The 19,412-nt window shown below is 49.7% G+C and carries 9 protein-coding genes; 4 read left to right on the top strand and 5 right to left on the bottom strand.

Annotated elements, in window-relative coordinates; all coding sequences use genetic code 11:
• Positions 1 to 21: 21 nt before the first annotated feature.
• From OGH69_RS11980 to OGH69_RS11970, 3 genes are all read right to left on the bottom strand, one after another.
• Entirely contained in the window at positions 22 to 2,442 is a 2,421-nt protein-coding gene (locus tag OGH69_RS11980; protein ID WP_265174716.1) for a TonB-dependent receptor, read from the bottom strand.
• A gap of 76 nt (positions 2,443 to 2,518) precedes the next feature.
• Positions 2,519 to 3,424 (bottom strand): FecR family protein, encoded by a 906-nt coding sequence (locus tag OGH69_RS11975; RefSeq protein ID WP_265174715.1) that lies wholly within the window; start codon positions 3,422 to 3,424, stop codon positions 2,519 to 2,521.
• A gap of 41 nt (positions 3,425 to 3,465) precedes the next feature.
• Positions 3,466 to 3,981, bottom strand: coding sequence for an RNA polymerase sigma factor (locus OGH69_RS11970; RefSeq protein ID WP_265174714.1), 516 nt, complete (start codon positions 3,979 to 3,981; stop codon positions 3,466 to 3,468).
• A 102-nt stretch (positions 3,982 to 4,083) separates the two neighbouring features.
• Between OGH69_RS11970 and OGH69_RS11965 the strand changes: the two genes are divergently transcribed.
• The 3 genes from OGH69_RS11965 (at position 4,084) to OGH69_RS11955 (ending at position 7,621) form a co-directional block, all read left to right on the top strand.
• Positions 4,084 to 5,085 carry a hypothetical protein gene (locus OGH69_RS11965; RefSeq protein WP_265174713.1) on the top strand — a complete coding sequence of 334 codons (1,002 nt, stop codon included), beginning with the start codon at positions 4,084 to 4,086 and terminating at the stop codon, positions 5,083 to 5,085.
• A 100-nt stretch (positions 5,086 to 5,185) separates the two neighbouring features.
• Positions 5,186 to 6,652: a T9SS type A sorting domain-containing protein gene (locus OGH69_RS11960; protein WP_265174712.1), complete on the top strand. Its 1,467-nt coding sequence runs from the start codon at positions 5,186 to 5,188 to the stop codon at positions 6,650 to 6,652.
• Between the two features lie 132 nt (positions 6,653 to 6,784).
• Positions 6,785 to 7,621, top strand: coding sequence for a T9SS type A sorting domain-containing protein (locus tag OGH69_RS11955; protein ID WP_265174711.1), 837 nt, complete (start codon positions 6,785 to 6,787; stop codon positions 7,619 to 7,621).
• Between the two features lie 282 nt (positions 7,622 to 7,903).
• Here OGH69_RS11955 and OGH69_RS11950 read toward each other — a convergent pair whose 3' ends face one another.
• Both OGH69_RS11950 and OGH69_RS11945 read right to left on the bottom strand, forming a co-directional pair.
• Complete coding sequence (locus OGH69_RS11950) at positions 7,904 to 8,824, bottom strand: PorP/SprF family type IX secretion system membrane protein (RefSeq protein ID WP_265174710.1); 921 nt, start codon at positions 8,822 to 8,824, stop codon at positions 7,904 to 7,906.
• Positions 8,817 to 16,367, bottom strand: a complete 7,551-nt coding sequence (locus tag OGH69_RS11945) for an HYR domain-containing protein (RefSeq protein WP_265174709.1) — start codon at positions 16,365 to 16,367, stop codon at positions 8,817 to 8,819. The genes OGH69_RS11950 and OGH69_RS11945 overlap by 8 nt, the downstream gene beginning before the upstream one ends.
• A gap of 203 nt (positions 16,368 to 16,570) precedes the next feature.
• Here OGH69_RS11945 and OGH69_RS11940 point away from each other — a divergent pair, with 203 nt between their 5' ends.
• Positions 16,571 to 19,324 carry a carboxypeptidase-like regulatory domain-containing protein gene (locus OGH69_RS11940; RefSeq protein WP_265174708.1) on the top strand — a complete coding sequence of 918 codons (2,754 nt, stop codon included), beginning with the start codon at positions 16,571 to 16,573 and terminating at the stop codon, positions 19,322 to 19,324.
• The last annotated feature ends 88 nt before the right edge of the window (positions 19,325 to 19,412 follow it).

The raw sequence follows: 19,412 nt of genomic DNA, 5'->3' as shown, positions 1-19,412 counted from the left end.
CCGTGTTCCATCTTTTTCAAATCAAAACACAACTTTTACCCCCACATTCGGCGTAATGCCCAGTCCATACGTATTTACGCTTTCCACAGTATTTCCGGCTTTGTTGACGCGGTAATAGCGGCTGATGACGTTTTCCCTGTCGAAAATATTCAGTACAGAGCAGCTTGCCGTAAGTTTGATGCCTCTTACATCCCACGCTTTAGAGGCCGAAAAATTCACCTGAACATTGTCGCCAAGCCTTGAACTGTTAGGGCTTTTATAAATGATCTGCGAATTGGCCGGATTATCAGGGTCGATGCTGAACGATTGCGGTTCCGTCTGCGGGCTGCCGGTACGCCATTTTGTGCCAAGGGCCAGGCGAAGGCCGTCATGCTCATAAATGGCAGCCGAGGTAACCGAATGCGATACGGCAAAATTATTGCGGAATCCCGGCGGCAGGTAGCTGTCAAAATGGTAGTCGTTGTCGTTATAGCTGTACGATGCCCAGCCATAAAGGTGATTGAATTTCTTCTGTACCAAAAGCTCATACCCCAATACTTTATACTCACCCGTACTGCCTTCAAACTCAAACTGGTTCTGGAAACCCTGGCTGTCGCTGGTTATGCCCTTAACTCTTTTGTAAAAGCCTTCCGCCGTAGCAAGCCATCCATTTTTTGTATAAGATATTCCTGCCGATGCCTGTGTGCTTTTCTGTATCGGGATATTGTCTTCTGCCAGTACCCACCGTCTTTTTTCGATACCCAAAAAATCCTGCTGCCTGTCGATGACCTGCGAGAGTGTCTGGCTTTTCTGTTCGGCGGCAAGGGTCAGCGTCAGTCCTTTTTGCAGGGAGTGGGTAACGGTAAGGCGGGGCTCGGCCAAAAAGGTTTTGTATTTGGCGAAATAATTTCCCCTTATCCCCACGTTTATTTTTGTCCTTTCGTTATCCGAAGTGTAATTAAATGCACCAATAGCAGCATGGGTTAACGACACTGCCTTGTCATTTTTAGAGAATTCCGGCAGGTTCACTTCGTCAAAATTCCGCACGCTCATCTCATCCAAATGGTAGCCTGCCCCAAAAATGAATCGCGGCGTCAGGATGAAATCATAATTCAGCCGTAATCCTTTGTTTTTAATCGTGTTGTTCTGTTGCGTTACCTGATCGCTGTCCAGCGCTTCGTTCCTCCCCTCGAGGCTATGGTATGAGTAGTACACCTGCACGTCACTATAGTGGTTTTCATTCCATTGTGAATCCCAAATAAGGCTTCCGCCAAAATTATCCTGTGCAAGGCTTCCGCTCCGGCCCGATGTTTCGGTCTGCTGGAAAATGTCGAGGCTGTTTTTTATGGCAATGGCATCGGTATATAGTACATGCTTTTCGTTGAAGGCATGGCGATAGGAGAGGGACATATCGTAAAAATAAAAATCCTCGCTGCCATGCACGGGTGTTTCCTCATTTTCTGCCACATCGGTAATGGTGGTATTTTGGAAAATGCGCCGCTCATAGGCTCTGAATGTTGGCGTTCCCCACACATCCGAATAACTCCTGCGCCCCGAAACCTGCAGCGCGTCATTGGCCGAAAGGTTCACGGCGGCATGGAAACTGGCATTGAGCAGGTCGGCGGCAAACGTGTACCGGTTTTCGGTAAAAGGAGTGTGGGTGGTAATGCTTACGGCAGAGGAGACGCTTTCGCCAAAAGAAGCCGGGCTGCCGTTCTTAAAAATGGAAATTTCCGAAGCCTGCAACGGGTTGAATGCCGAGAGCAGCCCGAAGAAATGGCTGGTTTGGAACATCCGGATGCCATTCCACAAAAATAGGTTCTGGTCGTGGGTGCCGCCCCGCACGTTGATGTTCGACACGGTTTCGTCAATGCTGATAACACCCGGCAGCTGCTGCATGGTTTGGAGCACATCCGGTTCCGTAAGCCCCGGGAGTATGCCGAAACGCTGTGGCCGTATGATAAGTGTACCATTATCCTTTCGGGAAATGCCCGTGGCGAGGTAGCGCTCGGCAATCACTTCATCGAGAAGTGTAACCTGGTCATGCATAAAGATGTCAAGGCATCCCGGAATGTACAATCGCACCGCATCTGTGGTGAGCGCCAGATAGCCCGCGGCAAGGATAACGAGTTTGCACGATTCTGCTTTTGGGATGCTGAAATACCCATTGGCATCTGAGGTTACCCTCGATTTTCCAACAGTTATCAGGGCATCCGCAATGCCCTTTCCGGTCTTTTTGTCGATGAGGTAGCCGCACAGCGGGTTTTGCGCGCTGATGTCATTGTAAACAGTATAGCGGCGTGGTTCGGTCGATTCAAATTTTAGCCGGGTATGGGCTTCAATATACCCTATCTTTTGCTGAAGGGTGAGTTGATTCTGCGGAAGGTAAACGCTGTACATCGCCACTTCCTCATCAATCATGCTGAACTTTACATTATGGTCTTTGGAAATTTTGTCAAGCAAGGCACGCAAAGATCCTGTGCTGCCGGTTTGGGACGCGCAGCACAGGGAAATAACAAGAAAAATGAACGTAATAAAATTATTTTTCGCTGTCAACAGGCTTTAAGATGATCTTTTTATCGTGCTTGTGTGCTTCCAGTTTATACAGCCGGCCGATGATGTCCATCGCTTTGTCAATATTATTTGCCGGTAACGTGACCGAGAAAGTCTGTTCCCGTTTAACGGTTGTTTCTATTTCGATGTTATAGGTTCTTTCCAGTTCGTCCAATACATAATCCAGTGTTTCATAGTTGAATTCCAGCTCGCCGTATATCCATCCCGGTTTTGTGGCTGGCACCATGCCTGTGCCTTCAAGCAACTCATCCGTATCCAGCCTATACGACTCATGCGGTGCCAACACGGTTTTACTGCCGTTGTGTTCCACCTGCACCTTTCCTTCATAACACACGACATCTAAACGGTTTTCCCGCACCCTAACGTTGAACTGCGTGCCCAGTACGGTCACGTCTCCATGTACCGTTTTTACCGTAAACTTCTTCCCCCTGGCAACTTTAAAGTACGCTTCGCCTTCCAGCTCGATAGTGCGGTTATTTTCCCAATTCCAGTCGCTGTATCCGGCTTCCGACCCGGCATTGAGTACTACTTCCGATGCGTCAGGAAGGGTAAAGGCAAGGGTCTGGCCATAAGCGGCCTCTTTGGTTTCCGGGCGTGTAAACAACAGGGCCAGCCCCATCAGCAGTACTACGGACGCAGCAACTGTCTGGAACCATCCCCTGCGGTACAGCGGGATCACTTTTGGCGATTTTTCTTTTGCCAGTATGCCTTCCAGTATGGCAGTGCCTTCAAACCCGGGGCGTTCTATCTCCCCAAAGGTGCTTTTAATGCGTAAAAATGAGGCATACCTTGGGTCCTGCTCCAGGGCTGCCTGCTCTTGGGGAGTAAGTTCCCCTTCGAGCCATCGGGCCAGTAATGTATCGTCTTTCATAGTGCCTGATTTGTATTTTGACAAAGATGTTTCATAAAACCCTACCTGAAATTTTCAATTTGTTCGCTCATATGCAGCAACGCCCCATGAATGCGCTTTTCTACAGCCTTTACGGTTATGCCCAGCATCTCGGCTATTTCTTTGTATTTCTTGCCTTCAATGCGGTTGAGCAGCAGGGCCACGCGTTGGGCGTCGGTCAGTCCTGCAATGGCTTTCTCGAACTTTTGGCGGAATTCCTCTTCCTCCATCAGGTACTCGGGGCTTTGGTTGTCGGTTGTCCTGCCGGGATTGTTATCCGCATATTTAAAAACCACTTTTTGGTAGACCGTATGGTTGAGCGCAGCATTTTTGGCAACGGTGTAAAGGAACGATTTCGGGTATTTCACGTCGGCGCAGTTTTGCCATAGCTTGATGAAGGCATCCTGCGTAATATCCTCTGCTAAATCCTTGTCGCCAAAACGGAAATAAAGGAAATTACGAAGGGCCTGCGCCTGTGCCTTAAAAAAAGCCGAAAAAAATATTTTGTCGCAAATGTCTTGCTTTTCAGGCTTTTCCATAATGTTGATGGTGTTTTTTGGTGGGTAAAGCTAAAAAAAAATTAATATTGCAAGTAGGGTAGCCTGAAAAATTTTTGTCTTAACATCGTAATCACGAACAAAATGAAACGAACCATTGCCATAACCGTATTCAGCCTTTTGGCCCTGTCCTGTGAGACGGAGGAAAGTGCCGTGAGCACCTCGCCGCAAAACAACCTTTCGGAGAACTCCACTCTTGTTTCAAAACTCAGGCAGGTATCCCAAAGCCCAACGGCTGTGGATGATTTCATTGACGGTTCCAACTGTTTCGCAATACAGTTCCCGTACTCGGTGGCGGTGGATGGGCAAACGGTTGTCCTGGATTCGGATGCTGATTATGAGCAGGTGCGCGAACTGGCCAATGGTTCGGCAACAGGGGGAGAAATATCCATCAATTTTCCGGTTAATGTAGTTTATGCCGATTATTCAGAAGCAACATTCGCCACACAGACAGCTTTTGATTCGGCGAAAACCGGTTGCACGGGTTCAACTGAATTATCCTGCATGGGGATTGCCTTTCCGTTAGGAATATTTACTTACGACAGCAACAACCAGTTGGCCGAATCGTTCGACATCGGCAGCAACGAGGCGCTTTTTGAACTATTGGCTGATATTGAAAGCTATGACGCACTGGCGTTTGAGTTTCCCATAACCTTCAATACGACCGATGGTAGCGTAACCATAGAAAGCAACCAGCAGCTCGAAGCCGCCATCGACAGTTACACTGATGATTGCCTCGCCCTGCTCAATCCCGGGCCCCAGCCAACGGTTTCGGATTACCTGACGGATGGCACGTGGTATGTATCCTATTTTTTCAATTATTCAGAACAAACGGCAATGTACCAGGATTATGATTTTACCTTTAACGATAATGGTACGGTACAGGTAACGGGGCCTGATTCCGACAGCGGTACGTGGGATATTTCATCAACAGGGGAACAGGCGCAGTTCAGTTTTGTCGGAAGCATGCTCGACGCCCTCGAAGGGACGTGGACGATTACCAATGCCACCGAAACGCTCATCGAAATGCACAGGGAAAGCACGGGTGTCGACCCCGAGAAGTTCCTTACGCTGAGTAAGAATTAAATAGAAACCTTATTGAAAACTTTTGACGGCCCTAAGCACTATTTTGGCGCCGGGAGGATAACTATTGCCTTTTGGCAAGCCTAAATTTAAACTGTTTATTATGAAAAAACTGCTACTTACTTTGTTTACACTCACGGGTATGGCCGCATCGGCCCAGATCGCTCCCGGCAGCGATGCCCCCGATTTTACCGTGACCGACATCAACGGGACTACGCACACGCTCTCCGATTACCTTGCGCAGGGCAAGACAGTCATCCTAGACATTTCGGCCACATGGTGCGGCCCCTGCTGGAACTACCATGAGTCGGGTGTACTCGAGCAACTGTATTACACCTATGGCCCCGAAGGCTCTGACGACCTTGTGGTGCTTTTCATCGAAGGAGACAACGGCACCTCGGTTGAGTCGCTTTACGGTACCAATATGCCGGGCGACAATGGCGTAACGGCGGGTGACTGGACCAAACATTCGCCGTATCCTGTTATCGATAGCTGGGATGTGGGACAGCTGTACCAGATCAACTATTTCCCTACCATTTTCAGGATATGCCCCAATGGCAAGGTGAGCGAAGTAGAGCAACTGCAGTTTCCTGCTTTCCGTGACAACATCAATGCGAACTGCGGAGTACTTACCGACCTCCAGCAACACGGAAAGACTGTTATTGATGACCTGGTAGTATGTGAAGGCGGCTCTGCCGTACCCAAAGTATCGGTAACCAATTATGGCTTCCAGACCATAACTTCGGCTACGATAGAATTGCGCAACGGTTTCGAAGTATTGGCTGTGAAGAATTACACAGGCAATATCCCAATGTTTGATGATACGACCATCATGCTCGACCCAATCTCCATTGGCCCCGCCGATAATTATGAGGCTGTAGTGACCAGCATCAACGGAGCAGTTCCCGGTAACGTTCAAACTGCTTCCGACATATTTAATGTTACCGAAACGCTTGAAGGCGGCAACAATATCACCGTTAAGGTACATACCAATTTTTACCCGGGCGAAATATCCTGGGCAATAAAGAACAGCGCCGGCGTTGTAGTAGGCTCGGGCGGGCCGTATGAGTTTGGCAACGAAGACTTTTTCGGGGGCGGGGGCGCCGATGCCAATACAACCAAAATACACCAGTTTACCCTGCCCGGCAACGATGTGGAATGCCATTCGGTTGAATTTTACTCCGCCAATGGATGGGGCTGGATGATAGGAGAAACCCCGCACGGCATTGAGATAGAATCGGGAGGGGAGGTGATTTTCAGCAAATTTGTAGAGAATTTCGGGTCGGTGCTTGCTGTACCCGCGGCTTTTAAAACCAGCGGAATGCTTGGCACACCCGGGCAGCAAGCAATAACTTTCACCATGTATCCCAACCCTACAACCGGCCTGCTGCATATTATTACCAATGAACCAGCCTCCATCTCTATATATGATCTGGCAGGCAAAAAGGTCTATAGTGATAATGTTGCCGATGGTTCGCCTATCAACCTGGCTTCCCTCCAAAAAGGAATGTACATCGCACAGGTAAAAACCGATACATTACACAAAACTGAAAAGCTTATTATTAACTAAATTACCCGTTTAACCCCACGACACTATCCGGCATGAGTGTTACGTTCCGCCACCCTCTCCTTTGGAGAGGGCCGGGGTGAGGACTAACCGTATGAGTGTAGCTTGGGGGTGCAGTCAACAAATCCCAATACCATGAAAAAAATTACCCTACCATTAGTAATGGCCTGCTGTGTGCAGCTTGCCAACGCCCAGTGTGGCGAAAATTTTACCGTTCCCTATACTGCAGCTACCGAAAGCGTCACCGTCCCCGCGCTGCCCGACTGCATGGATAGCCAATGGGTTGCCTTTGCCTCTCAGGAGGTTTTTAAAAGCATTGCAGGCCCTGTTGCAGGGTTCGACGGCAAGTTGTTGGCCTACGATACCTACACCGGCAATCCCGGGGGTGGTGCCATGATACCCACCATTGGGGCCGAGCTGTTTACCCACGAGATCTATTTTCAGCAGGGGGTGCAGTACACTGTTTCCTATCGTTATGGTAATAGCGATGCGGCCAAGTCCATCGGCAGGTTTGGGGTACAGCTCAACCAGCCCGGTACAACCTATTATGATGACCTTGCTACACACCTTAACGTTACAGGTGCTACAGCTGCCAACCATACCACTGCCGCGTTTACCGTGCCTGCTTCGGGTAATTATTATATAAAGTTCGATGTGCAGTCGTTCGAGAATGAAGGCCTGTTTTACCTCGATGCCATTTCGGTGCAGGCGTTAACCATGGGAACAGGGGAGAACCTGCTTACCCAACACTTGTCTGTTTATCCTAACCCAACATCGGGCAGGCTGAAAGTGATTGGGCAAAATACCATCGACAGGCTCGACATCTACTCGCTTTCCGGCCAGCTGCTACGCACCGAAACACCTAATACGCTGTCGCACGAAGCCGACATAAGCAGCCTGGCAACGGGAATGTATATAGTACAGGTGCAGTCGGGCAGCCGTGTTGAGAAGATAAAAATTTGCAAACAATAACTGTTGTTTTCCCATAATGCCAACAGTTTAGTGTGTGTTTTATATTTAGTTGGGTTTTATCAATGCCGAAAACCGGTGCAGGAATGTACCGGTTTTTGTTTTTCAGGAGCAGCCGGCTGTAGTGCAATTGCTATGCGCCGTCCCGCCCTTCGCTATATCTGCTTCCCCACCGCCGCGGGTCTGCAGGATGCCGCTGTGGCCGGGGCTACCGGCCATGTAAGTACATAAAAAAACAGCCCGAAGGCTGTTTCCAAATCGACCTGTGTTTTCCCAATACACAAATCAATAAAAATTAAAGGGCTTGCGGTTGTGGTCCCTGTCGCTGAACATGTCGAAAGACAGGAATAGGGTATGCACTCCCTGGTTGTAGGCCCTGAAGCGGTTAATTGAGGTATCATACGAATAACCGGCACGGAACATTTCCAGGAAACGGAAACCGGCAAACCCGCCCACACTGGTATCGGGCTGCACGTTGATGCCTCCAAAAAGAAATTCCTGCCAGTTGAGGTTGGCCATAAAAACCATCTCCGGGTCAACACCATCAGTATAGCGTAAAATTGCCATCGGCGTAAGCGTTATCTCGTCGTCCAGCTCAAAGCGGTGGCCCAGGGTGGAGTAGAGGTACAGGTTATCTTTGGCGACCTTATTGTCAAAATCGTCATAATATTTTGTAGTAAGCACGTTGGGTGTCGAAACGCCCAGGAACGTATTGTTCAGGTACGCATAGAACCCAACCCCGACAATAGGGGCTATTTGGGAATACTTGTCTGAATTTCCAATCTCTCCCGGATCTTTAACCGACAGCAGGTTGTAGTCGATGGTAAAGTTGTTCACCCCCCCTTTCAATCCCATGGCGATGCTGAAGTCCTGTGTTATCTCAACATTGTAAGAGAAGTTTCCTTCAAAGTTAAACTCTTTCACAGGCCCGGCTTCGTCGTTGATGAGCGAAAGCCCTGCGCCAATGTTGTCGCCAATCCTTGTGTGCCCCGAAAGAAGTTGCGTTACCGGCGCTCCCTGGAAGCCTACAAATTGGGTGCTGTAAATGCCCGATACGCTGATGCCTTCGTATGATCCGGCATAAGCAGGGTTATACATCAGCGGGTTCATGGCATTTAGCGTCAGCTTTATGTCCGACTGTGCATGGGCAGGTGCCAACAGGGCGGTGCCTGCCGTAATTAGTATGGCGGTTATATATTTATTCATTGTTGTTGATGTAAAAGAATCCTTTAATAACATGCGATTGTCCGGTTACCTCGTTAAGGTACTCAAGCACATAGTAATAATTGCCTGTTGGCAGGTAGCTGTTGGAGCCTGAGCTTGTCCTTCCGTCAAAGAGGTTGCCGTTTTGGCCGTATGCCTGTGTTTCATACAGCTTTTTACCCTGGCGGTTAAATATCTCCAGCCTGTTTTTGGGGAAGTTGGCAATATTCTTAAACTCCAGGTATTCGTTCTCACCGTTGCCATTCGGGGTCAGGTAGTTGTAGCCGGTTACCTCGCAGCCTATGAATTTCACTTCAACTTCAAAGGCTTCCGGGCTTTCGCATTCTGTAGCGGCATCCCTGTTGCGTACATAGTAGGAAGTGTTATTTGCCAGCATGGTTGTAAGTGCCAGCGGTTCATCGCCATCATTATCCGCATACCACACGCCACCCGGATAATCGGACGCAATTTCTGCCAAAGTCGGCACCATCGTATCGCAGAAGGTATATAATGCTTTGCCTTCCGGAACCGGGATTGCATGGATTACCGCTGTCACCGCCAGCCTTGCTCCGCTTTCGCACCCGGTTACAGGATCGGTATATGAGGCATAATAAACAGTGCCATCAACAAGCATTGTGTCAGGATCAAGTGGCGTATCACTGTTTGCAGCAGCATACCACAATACGGTTTCTTCGGTCACAAGGTCAATTATTGCAGCCTCGTTGCAGAATTCCTGTATTGCAGCGCCCACCGGTGCAGGAACCGTAATTATGGTTACATGTACAGCTGTCCTGGTTACACTCTCACAGCCATTGCGTACAGCTACAGCATAATACGTAGTATCATCCGTTAGCAATGCATCGGCAGCAACGCTGTTACCATCGGTTTCGGCATCATACCAGGCAATGTTTTGGCCGGTAATGGCTATGTCGCTTACTACAGATCCGTTACAGAACGATTGTTCCGCATTTGCCACAGGCGCAGCAGGGGCCGTCACGGTCACGGTTTGTGTCCCGGTGGTTGTATTGCCGCTGCCGTCAATAGCGGTCCAGGTTACCGTTGTGGTACCCAATGGGAAAGCTGCGGGCGCATCGTTCGTCACCGTTACTGCCATACAGTTGTCGGCAGCTATCGGAGTGCCCAGGTTCAGGCCGGTAACTTCACAGTTTTCGCCTGCTTCCATGGTAATGTTATCAGGGACATTAAGGTATGGCAGCTGGTTATCGATTACAGTAACTAATTGAGTCGCTGTAGCAATGTTGCCGTGCCCGTCATTTACCGTCCACGTTACAGTTGTTGTGCCGATTGGGAACATTTGCGGTGCATTGCTGTGTACGGTCAGGGTTGTACAGTTGTCGGTAACTGCAGGTGCACCCAGCGGTACATTGGTTGCAAAACAGTAACCACCGTTAACATTTACAGTAACCGGGCCGGGGGCTGTAATTGTAGGTGTCTGCGTATCCTGGACAATTACGGTTTGGTTTCTTGTTACGGTATTGCCCGAAGCATCGGTGGCGGTCCAAACCACAATGGTTGTACCTACCGGGAATTGTGCAGGCGCGTTGTTGCTTACCGTTACACCCGTACAATTGTCAGTTGCCGTAGGAATGCCAAGATTTACGCCTGTAGCGAAGCAGCTGCCGTTATTGGCCGGAACCGTAACAACCATTTGTACAGACAGCTGGGGGTTTTGGTTGTCCTGTATGGTTACCGATTGTGTTGCAGTGGCTGTATTGCCGCCTGCATCGGTCACTGTCCAGGTTACGACAGTTACGCCTATTGGGAATGCAGCAGGGGCGTTATTCGTTACGACGGTTGCAGCAGGGCAGTTGTCAGAAACTACAGGGGTGCCTAATGCAGGATTGCCTGTACAGCTGTTAGGCGTGTTATTGGCAATAATGGAGACAGGGGCAGTTATAGTTGGGTTTATGTTATCAATAATTGTCACTGTCTGTATAGCCGTTGCGGTATTTCCCGAGGTGTCGGTCACGGTCCAGGTTACTGCAGTAACACCAATCGGGAAGGTTGCAGGAGCGTTATTTGCCACCGTCGATCCCATACAGTTATCCCCAAAGACCGGTGTACCCAAAACCACTCCCGTAGCCACACAGCTTCCTGCGCCTACATTATTTGTAATATTGGCAGGGGCAGTTATCACAGGGTTTTCGTTATCCTCAACGGTTACGACCTGTGTTGCTGTGGCTGTGTTGCCCGAAGCATCGGTTACCGTCCACGTTACCGTAGTACTCCCTATCGGGAATGCCGCCGGGGCATTGTTGGCTACTGTAGATCCCGTACAGTTGTCAGCAAAGGTTGGCGTACCCAATGCGACTGCCGTTGCAGTGCAGCTTCCTGCATCGGTGTTCACCGTTACAGCGGCAGGGGCAGTAATGGTTGGGTTTTGGTTGTCGTTTACCATTACAGTTTGTGTAGCGGTGGCGGTATTGCCCGAACCATCAGTTACCGTCCATGTTACCGTTGTCACCCCGATAGGAAAAGTAGCAGGCGCATTGTTGCTTACTGTTGCACCCGTACAGTTATCACTAAAGGTTGGCGTGCCGAGCGTTATACTGGTTGCAGTACATATTCCGGCATCAGCATTGGCTACTATGTTGGCCGGTGCGGTTATTATCGGGTTTTCATTATCTTCAATCGTTACGGTTTGTGTAGCCGTTGCGGTATTTCCCGAGGCGTCGGTCACAGTCCAGGTTACTGTAGTAACACCGATCGGGAAGGTTGCAGGAGCGTTGTTTGCTACGGTCGATCCCGTGCAGTTATCACTAAAGGTTGGCGTTTCCAACGCAACAGCCGGTGCAGTACAGCTTCCGGTGCCTACATTGGCAGTTACGTTCGCCGGAGCTGTAATTACCGGATCTTCATTATCCTCAACGGTTACAACTTGTGTTGCCGTTGCCGTGTTGTTCGAAGCATCGGTTACCGTCCAGGTTACCATTGTATTTCCTATCGGGAATGCCGCCGGTGCATTGTTGGCTACCGTCGCACCCGTACAGTTGTCAGCAAAGATTGGCGTACCCAATGCGACTGCCGTTGCGGTACAACTTCCGGCATTGGTGTTCACCGTTACAGAGGCAGGGGCATTTATGGTTGGGTTTTGGTTGTCGTTAATCGTTACGGTTTGTGTAGCGGTGGCAGCATTGCCTGAACCATCAGTTACCGTCCATATTACCGTTGTCACCCCGATAGGAAAAGTAGCAGGCGCATTGTTGCTTACTGTTGCACCCGTACAGTTATCACTAAAGGTTGGCGTGCCGAGCGTTATACTGGTTGCAGTACATATTCCGGCATCAGCATTGGCTACTATGTTGGCCGGTGCGGTTATTATCGGGTTTTCATTATCTTCAATCGTTACGGTTTGTGTAGCTGTTGCGGTATTGCCCGAGGCGTCGGTCACAGTCCAGGTTACTGTAGTAATACCGATCGGGAAGGTTGCAGGAGCGTTATTAGCCACCGTCGATCCCGTACAGTTATCCCCAAAGACCGGCGTACCCAAAACCACTCCCGTAGCCACACAGCTTCCTGCGCCTACGTTATTTGTAATATTGGCAGGGGCAGTTATTACCGGATCTTCATTATCCTCAACGGTTACGGTTTGTGTTGCCGTTGCGGTATTTCCTGAAGCATCTGTTACCGTCCAGGTTACCGTTGTATTCCCTATCGGGAATGCTGCCGGGGCATTGTTGGCTACTGTCGCACCTGTACAGTTGTCAGCAAAGGTTGGCGTACCCAATGCGACTGCCGTTCCAGTACAGCTTCCGGCATCAGTGTTCACCGTTACAGCGGCAGGGGCAGTGATGGTTGGGTTTTGGTTGTCGTTTACCGTTACGGTTTGTGTAGCGGTGGCAGCATTGCCCGAACCATCGGTCACTGTCCATGTTACTGTCGTATCGCCTATAGGAAAGGCGGCAGGCGCATTGTTGGTTACCGTTGCGCCTGTACAGTTATCACTAAAGGTTGGAGTGCCGAGCGTTATGCTGGTTGCAGTACATATTCCGGCATCAGCATTGGCTACTATGTTGGCCGGTGCGGTTATTATCGGGTTTTCATTATCTTCAATCGTTACGGTTTGTGTAGCCGTGGCGGTATTTCCTGAAGCATCCGTCACGGTCCAGGTTACTGTAGTAACACCAATCGGGAAGGTTGCAGGAGCGTTATTTGCCACCGTCGATCCCGTACAGTTATCCCCAAAGACCGGTGTACCCAAAACCACTCCCGTAGCCACACAGCTTCCTGCGCCTACATTATTTGTAATATTGGCAGGGGCAGTTATCAAAGGGTTTTCGTTATCCTCAACGGTTACGGTTTGTGTTGCCGTTGCGGTATTTCCCGAAGCATCGGTTACCGTCCATGTTACGGTTGTATTTCCTATCGGGAATGCCGCCGGTGCATTGTTGGCTACCGTCGCACCCGTACAGTTGTCAGCAAAGGTTGGCGTTCCCAAAACCACTCCCGTTGCGGTACAGCTTCCGGCATCGGTATTCACCGTTACAGCGGCAGGGGCAGTTATGGTTGGGGATGTTGTATCCGTTTCTGTACCAACAGTAAAGTTAGCCGTTCCGATTGCACCAGTACTGTCTGTAAAGATAACAGTGTGGCCTCCGGCAGCAAGATTGCTGATGGTTACCGGCGAAACAGCATTGGCAGTCGTGCTGCCAATGGTATACGTATAAGGGCCTGTACCTCCTGAAAAGGTAATGGTTGCCTCGCCGTCGGCAGTTTCAACGCAGGATGTGCCGGTTATGGAAGTGTTATCGATGACAATGTTTTCCGGTATTACCAAAAGTCCCCACGGGTTGGATAATGCCGGCCCGGGAATAACGGTTTGGGCACCTGTAGTCGCATTTACTCCCAAAACTTTCATCGAACCCATTTTATTTACTACATATACGGTATTCCCAAAAATGTCAAGCCCCGAAGGTATCGATATATCGCCACCTGTAGAAAGTACGGTTTGGGTACCTGTAATGATATCAATGGTATAGATCTTATCGGTACCGCCGGCAAAGGCTGCACCATCGGCAACAATAAGCGTGTTCTGGTCCTTCAGGATAATGTCCAGCGGAAGGATAATGTTGTTGCCCGAACTTACTATTGTTTGCACACCGGCAGGTGTTATGCGGATAATTTTGCTCGATCCGCCCAGTATCATTCCGGCGTCGCTTACCAGCAGGTCGCCGTTATCAAGATAGGCAAGCCCTGTTGGGTAGGATAGCGATCCGCCACTGAATAATGTGGTTACCGCACCTGTAGAAATCGTCACGCTCTTAATGCCGTCGCTGTCGCAAACAATTATCGTGTCAGGCCCGGTTACCAGCATTCCCGGAGGCCCGCCGATAGGCCCGCCCGAAGCAAAGTTAGTTACCGGGGACACCAATGACTGAACCCCTGTAAAAGGGTCAATCCTGATAAGGCCGTTGTCTTTGTCATATATAAAAAGCCCTGCGTTTTGCTTGTAAGCTACGTTTATGGCTTCGTTCAGCCCCTGGTTTTCGGTAAGCAGTATGCTTTGCGATGTAGCAGGGTCATAGTGGTACACTTTAGTATCGTCGGCCACGATAAGGTCGCCCGGGTCAAGGCGCGGCCTTACATTCAGGGTTACGGTAATAGGGTTGGAAGTATTGCCCTGCGCATCGGTGGCGGTATACGTAAAGGTGTCGGTACCGTATTCGGTTGGGTTAGGCGTATAGGTAAAATATCCGTTCGATTCTACCGTTGCCACACCCGATGCCGCCTGTGTTGCGAGCTGGTAAGTAACGGCTGTCCCTTCAGGGTCGGTTGCTACAAAGGTGGCGTCAATAAACTGATCCTCCAATATCGTCCATTGGCTGTTATTGTTGGCTGGCGGCAGGTTTACCAGGTTGATGCTTACTGTTGCGGTATTGCTTGTAGCTGTGCCGTCGTTAACGGTATAGGTAAACGAATCCGTTCCGGGCGCACCCGATGTAGGCGTATAGGTAAACGCTCCGGTAGAAGCGTTCACCGATACGGTCCCGCTTGTTGGCTGTGTAACGATTGCATAGGTAAACGTAGCATTGTCGGGGTCCGTAGCTGTTAAGTTACCGTCATAAGGGGCAATGTAAGATGTGTCAAACTGCAGGTTGCCGGCCACCGGGGCATCATTGACAGGCGAAATATTTATCTTGAAGTTGAAAATGCTGAAACCGCTGTCGCTGGCCAGCTTGCCCTTGCTGTCTACAAGGCTGAACTGGAATTCGTCATACACCGTTTCACCTCCGTTGTGTTCATAGGTAATCAGGTTGTTTTGTAAGTCCTGCAAGGTAAAGGTGTCTGTTTCCACCATCTGCACTCCGTTTTTCTTTAGCACTCCTGTGCCAAAACCCAATGGGTTAGTACCTGCATTCTGGGTTTCAAAACGAAAAACCAGCCACTCGGGGTGCGTGGGCATGTCTTCCCTGTCGGTAGCATTCAGCCTTGCTGTTGTTATGGCAGCAGTTCCCCCTTCATTGCAGGGCAGTATCTGGTTTTGTGTCAGCGTTGGCTTGTGGTTTATCCAGTAAAAGCCATTGCTTACAGAGCTGTAGGCGTTGCCGATACCCTGTCCGGGAAGCGGCCCCGGAGGGGTAGGATAGGCGTCGTAAAAGTCGAGGTAAGGCTGCCAGTTTATTCCATTTAGCGATGCCTCGATCAGGTAATTGGCTTTTAGGTAATCAGTAAGGCTGGTAAAAGGCACGAGCCCCCCAATTTGTGCTGATAGTCCGAGTGTTGTAGGGTCGATGAGTGGAACAATGGTATTGTCAGCCCGCCTGGTTAGTAGTGTAGCACGCAAATAAACTATTGGGGTTGTACCGTTTATGGCGTTCTGTATGTTTGTGGTTCCCCGCCACACTGCTCTACCCTGAGGCAGGTTGCTTTCGGCTGCAATAAAGGTGAATGTTTCCTGATTGGTATAGGTATTATTATTAAGGGATGTCTGAAGCTGCAAAATGCCGGCAGAGTTTACCTGTGGCCCCCAATAGGTTGTAGTTTGAAGCGCCATCGAAACGTTGGTGAGCAAAATGTCCCTTCCTCCGGGCCTTCCGGTCATGCCTACCCCGTCGGCCATAATGGTGCCAAAAGGAGGGTACATTGGGCCGTATAAGTCAAATGGCGCGCCCTTGAGCGTAAAAGTGACTGTACCGCTCCCGCCACCATAGTTTACGTTTACTGTTGCATTACTGATAGTTCCGGCAGTTGGCAAATACGAAATGGTAAAGGTGGTACTGCTACCGTTTGTAAGGACTGTTTGCAAGGGTTGCGTTGCCGTAAAGTTTGCGGCATTGACCCCGGAAATTGAAACGACCGGCGACCCTGTAAGCGCTAATCCACCACCGCTATCGTTGGTGATACGGAACATAAGTGTTGCCGTGCCCGCAGCCGCTGTAGGGAAGCATACCTGCTCTCCGGCAGTCATAGGCCGATCCCATCCTGAAGCGTCGGCCTGCGATAGTGAAAAAAGCTGCGCGTGCGCGCCAAAGCCGGAAAAAAAGAACAGGACGATAATTATTTTTTGAATGTAGTTTTTTGCCATAACAACTTGTGTTTTGGTTAGTTGAGGGTTTAGGGATTATGTCTTACGGGACAAATATACAATTTTAACAAAATTTTAAGTATACCCATTTATAGGTATTTTTAATAATCATATTAAGAATCGGCTTGTTAAATAAATGAAATTTTGATGTCCTCCCAACCTTTTACCTGATTTCATTATCCTAGTAGGTAAACACATGCCACATGAGATATCTGTTACTCTTATTTTTCTTTTCCGGTTACAGCCAAATGGTAAACTACTCGGGCGTATTGACCGACAATGCCGGACTGCCCATACCGGGAGCCAGTATCTGCATACGAAATACCACAACCTGCACACAATCGGACATCGATGGCAACTATTCCATTAAAGTCAGGGTGGGGCAGGAGTTGGAAATCAGCTACATCGGCATGCAGACGCAGTATATTAAAATCACCAATGCCAACGGCACGCCCGAAGGCAGCCAGCGGGTGCAGCCCATCATGAGCAGCGACTTTGCCAACAGCCTGAAGCAGCAAAACGACACCCTGCAGCCCACAGGGCCATCGGGCACTACGACCAACTATGCCTATCCCAATTATATGCAGAATGTTATCCGGATCAAAAAGGATAAAGGCAATGTGTACAATTTTATAAACAACTATAACCAAAGCAGGCTGTATATTGACCTGTATACCGAATTCCTTGCCGGTGTACCGATGCGTGAGCGCAGTTTCCAAAACCGCTTTGCACAGGGCAGGAGCGTCAATGGCGCGGTAACGTACCAGGGCCCCGAAACTAATGAACCATTCAGTTGGGGGCCGCAGCTCAGCACCCTGCACATAAGCGATAACGCTACGCCATGGTATTCAGGTGGTGACATTACCGTGGGCACCGGCAGCCGCATACCGGTATTTGGCGCCAACCGCTTTTTCCAAACCTCAACGGAAAATAAATCAGCCCTTACCGCAAGGCTGAAATTGGCAACGGGCGGCGACCTGAAGCTGAATCTTACCTACAGGAGCGCTGCCGGCAACCTGCCCGAAGTGAAGAACAACGACCTAGCCACTACGCTTTCCTATGACAGGACCTATAAAAAACATACCCTGAACGGTACTTTCAATTTCAATCGTTTTGAGGACAAATTGAGCAATGCCAACTTCATACATAACAAGGCGGTTTTTGCCAATGCCGTTACACCGGCGCATTTCGACAACAATGCGGGGACATTGCTTCCCGACGGCACCCCGCGCAATTTCAGCCACCAGGAAAACAACCCATATTACCTGTTACGCAATACCCGCGATGCTGCCAAAAATACGGCCTTGTCGCTTTCATTCTCCGATGTTTACCGCCGGAGTAACGTAACCAATACGGCTAAGCTGCTTCCGCAATATTCGGATATGCGGCTTACCGGGGGAAATATCCCTTTCGCCGCGCAGGTAGCCATACCGGACTATACAGACCGGAGGGAAAAATACAGCCTTCTCACTTTCGAAAATGATTTTGTATATGACAATTTAGGAAATACCCAGCTTGGCGCCAGGCTGAATGTGCAGCACCGGCAGCGGGATTTCCGCAGGCAGTATGGTGAGGGATTCAGCAGCGCGGCCGATTATCCGGCGATGCCCGATGTACAATACACCCTGGCTAAAACACAGGACAGGACCGAGGCAGGACTGAACCTCAATGCATCGCACAAATTTTGGGATATTTTAGACTATGATGACGGACTGGAAATTAAAGGCGGTGCCGACATCGCTTTTTCCTCCACATATACAGCTGCCGCATACGGAGGGGTCTCGGGCAGCTTTAGGTGGAATCGCTTCCTTATCCGGAATTTCAGCCTTTATGGCAATGCCACCGCACGCCAGTATGAGCCGGGCCTGCAAAACAACAACCTGTACTTTAACAGCCTTGCCTACAATCTTGCCGAATTTAAGCAGATGCGCAACCATCAGGAACTGTTTGCGCCGGACGTTACAACTACTACCCGCGAAAAGGCATATACTGTAGGGCTGAGCTATGACCGCCCTATAGCGCTAAACTTTGAGCTCTACCAAAGAAAGGTCGCCGATATGTATGCCCCCGTAAACACCGGAGGGACATTTTCCTGGCTGCCGGCGGTAAACTACGAGCAGAAAGGATTGGAGTTTTCGGCATCTTTCGACCATCCGCGGTATACCCACGACAAGCTGAATTTTACGCACGACCTGAATTTCACCATGTACAAGAATAAGGTTACAGGCCTGTCGCGCAATTTGGATCGCATACCGTTTGCGGGTTTTGCCGATGTCAATAAAAACTACATCGAAGGGCAGCCGGTGGGTGTCATTGTTGGGAGTGTGTACCAAAGGGATGCCTATGGCAACAAGGTAATAGGCGATGACGGTTTCCCGCTTGTGGCAGCATCGCCTGCCGTCATTGGTGATCCCAATCCCGATTTTGTGCTGGGCTTTGGCACAAAGGCTAATTATAAATCCTTCTACGTAAGGTTAGGATTTGACTGGAGCCAGGGCGGCGACTTGTGGAACGGTACTTCGCAAACGCTTGATTATTATGGTGTGTCGCAGACAACGGCACAGCAGCGCGATATTACGGGTTTTGTGTTTAAAGGCGTTACCCAAACAGGCCAGCCCAACACGCAGCCGGTAAGCTTTTATGACCCGTCCTTGCCCGTAGCGCAAAACCGCTGGGTACGCTACGGTGTTGGCGGCGTGGCCGAAGATGCCATTGAGGATGCCACTTTTTTCAGGCTTCATAATGTTACCATAGGGTACAATGGCCGTGTGAAGAACGGCAAAAGCTCCATAGGGCTGGTGGTTTCGGCATTTGTCAATAATGTGTTCATCCTGTCCAAAAGCGATACAGCCTTTGCCAATAATGCGCTGTTCAATTCGGCCGACACGTCCGGACTGGACTATTTCAACTCGCCCCTGCAACGTGTGTACGGGCTTTCGGTAGCAGTAAAATTCTAAAATAACATCTTAACCACATAGGTACATAGGGAGGATAGTGTTTGTATCACCCATAAGGAAACATAGTGTCACCCAGATGAAGCAAAGC

The organism is Flavobacterium sp. MFBS3-15 (assembly GCF_026107645.2).
Lineage (GTDB): Bacteria > Bacteroidota > Bacteroidia > Flavobacteriales > Flavobacteriaceae > Flavobacterium.
This window is presented reverse-complemented; position numbering and strand designations above follow the sequence as displayed.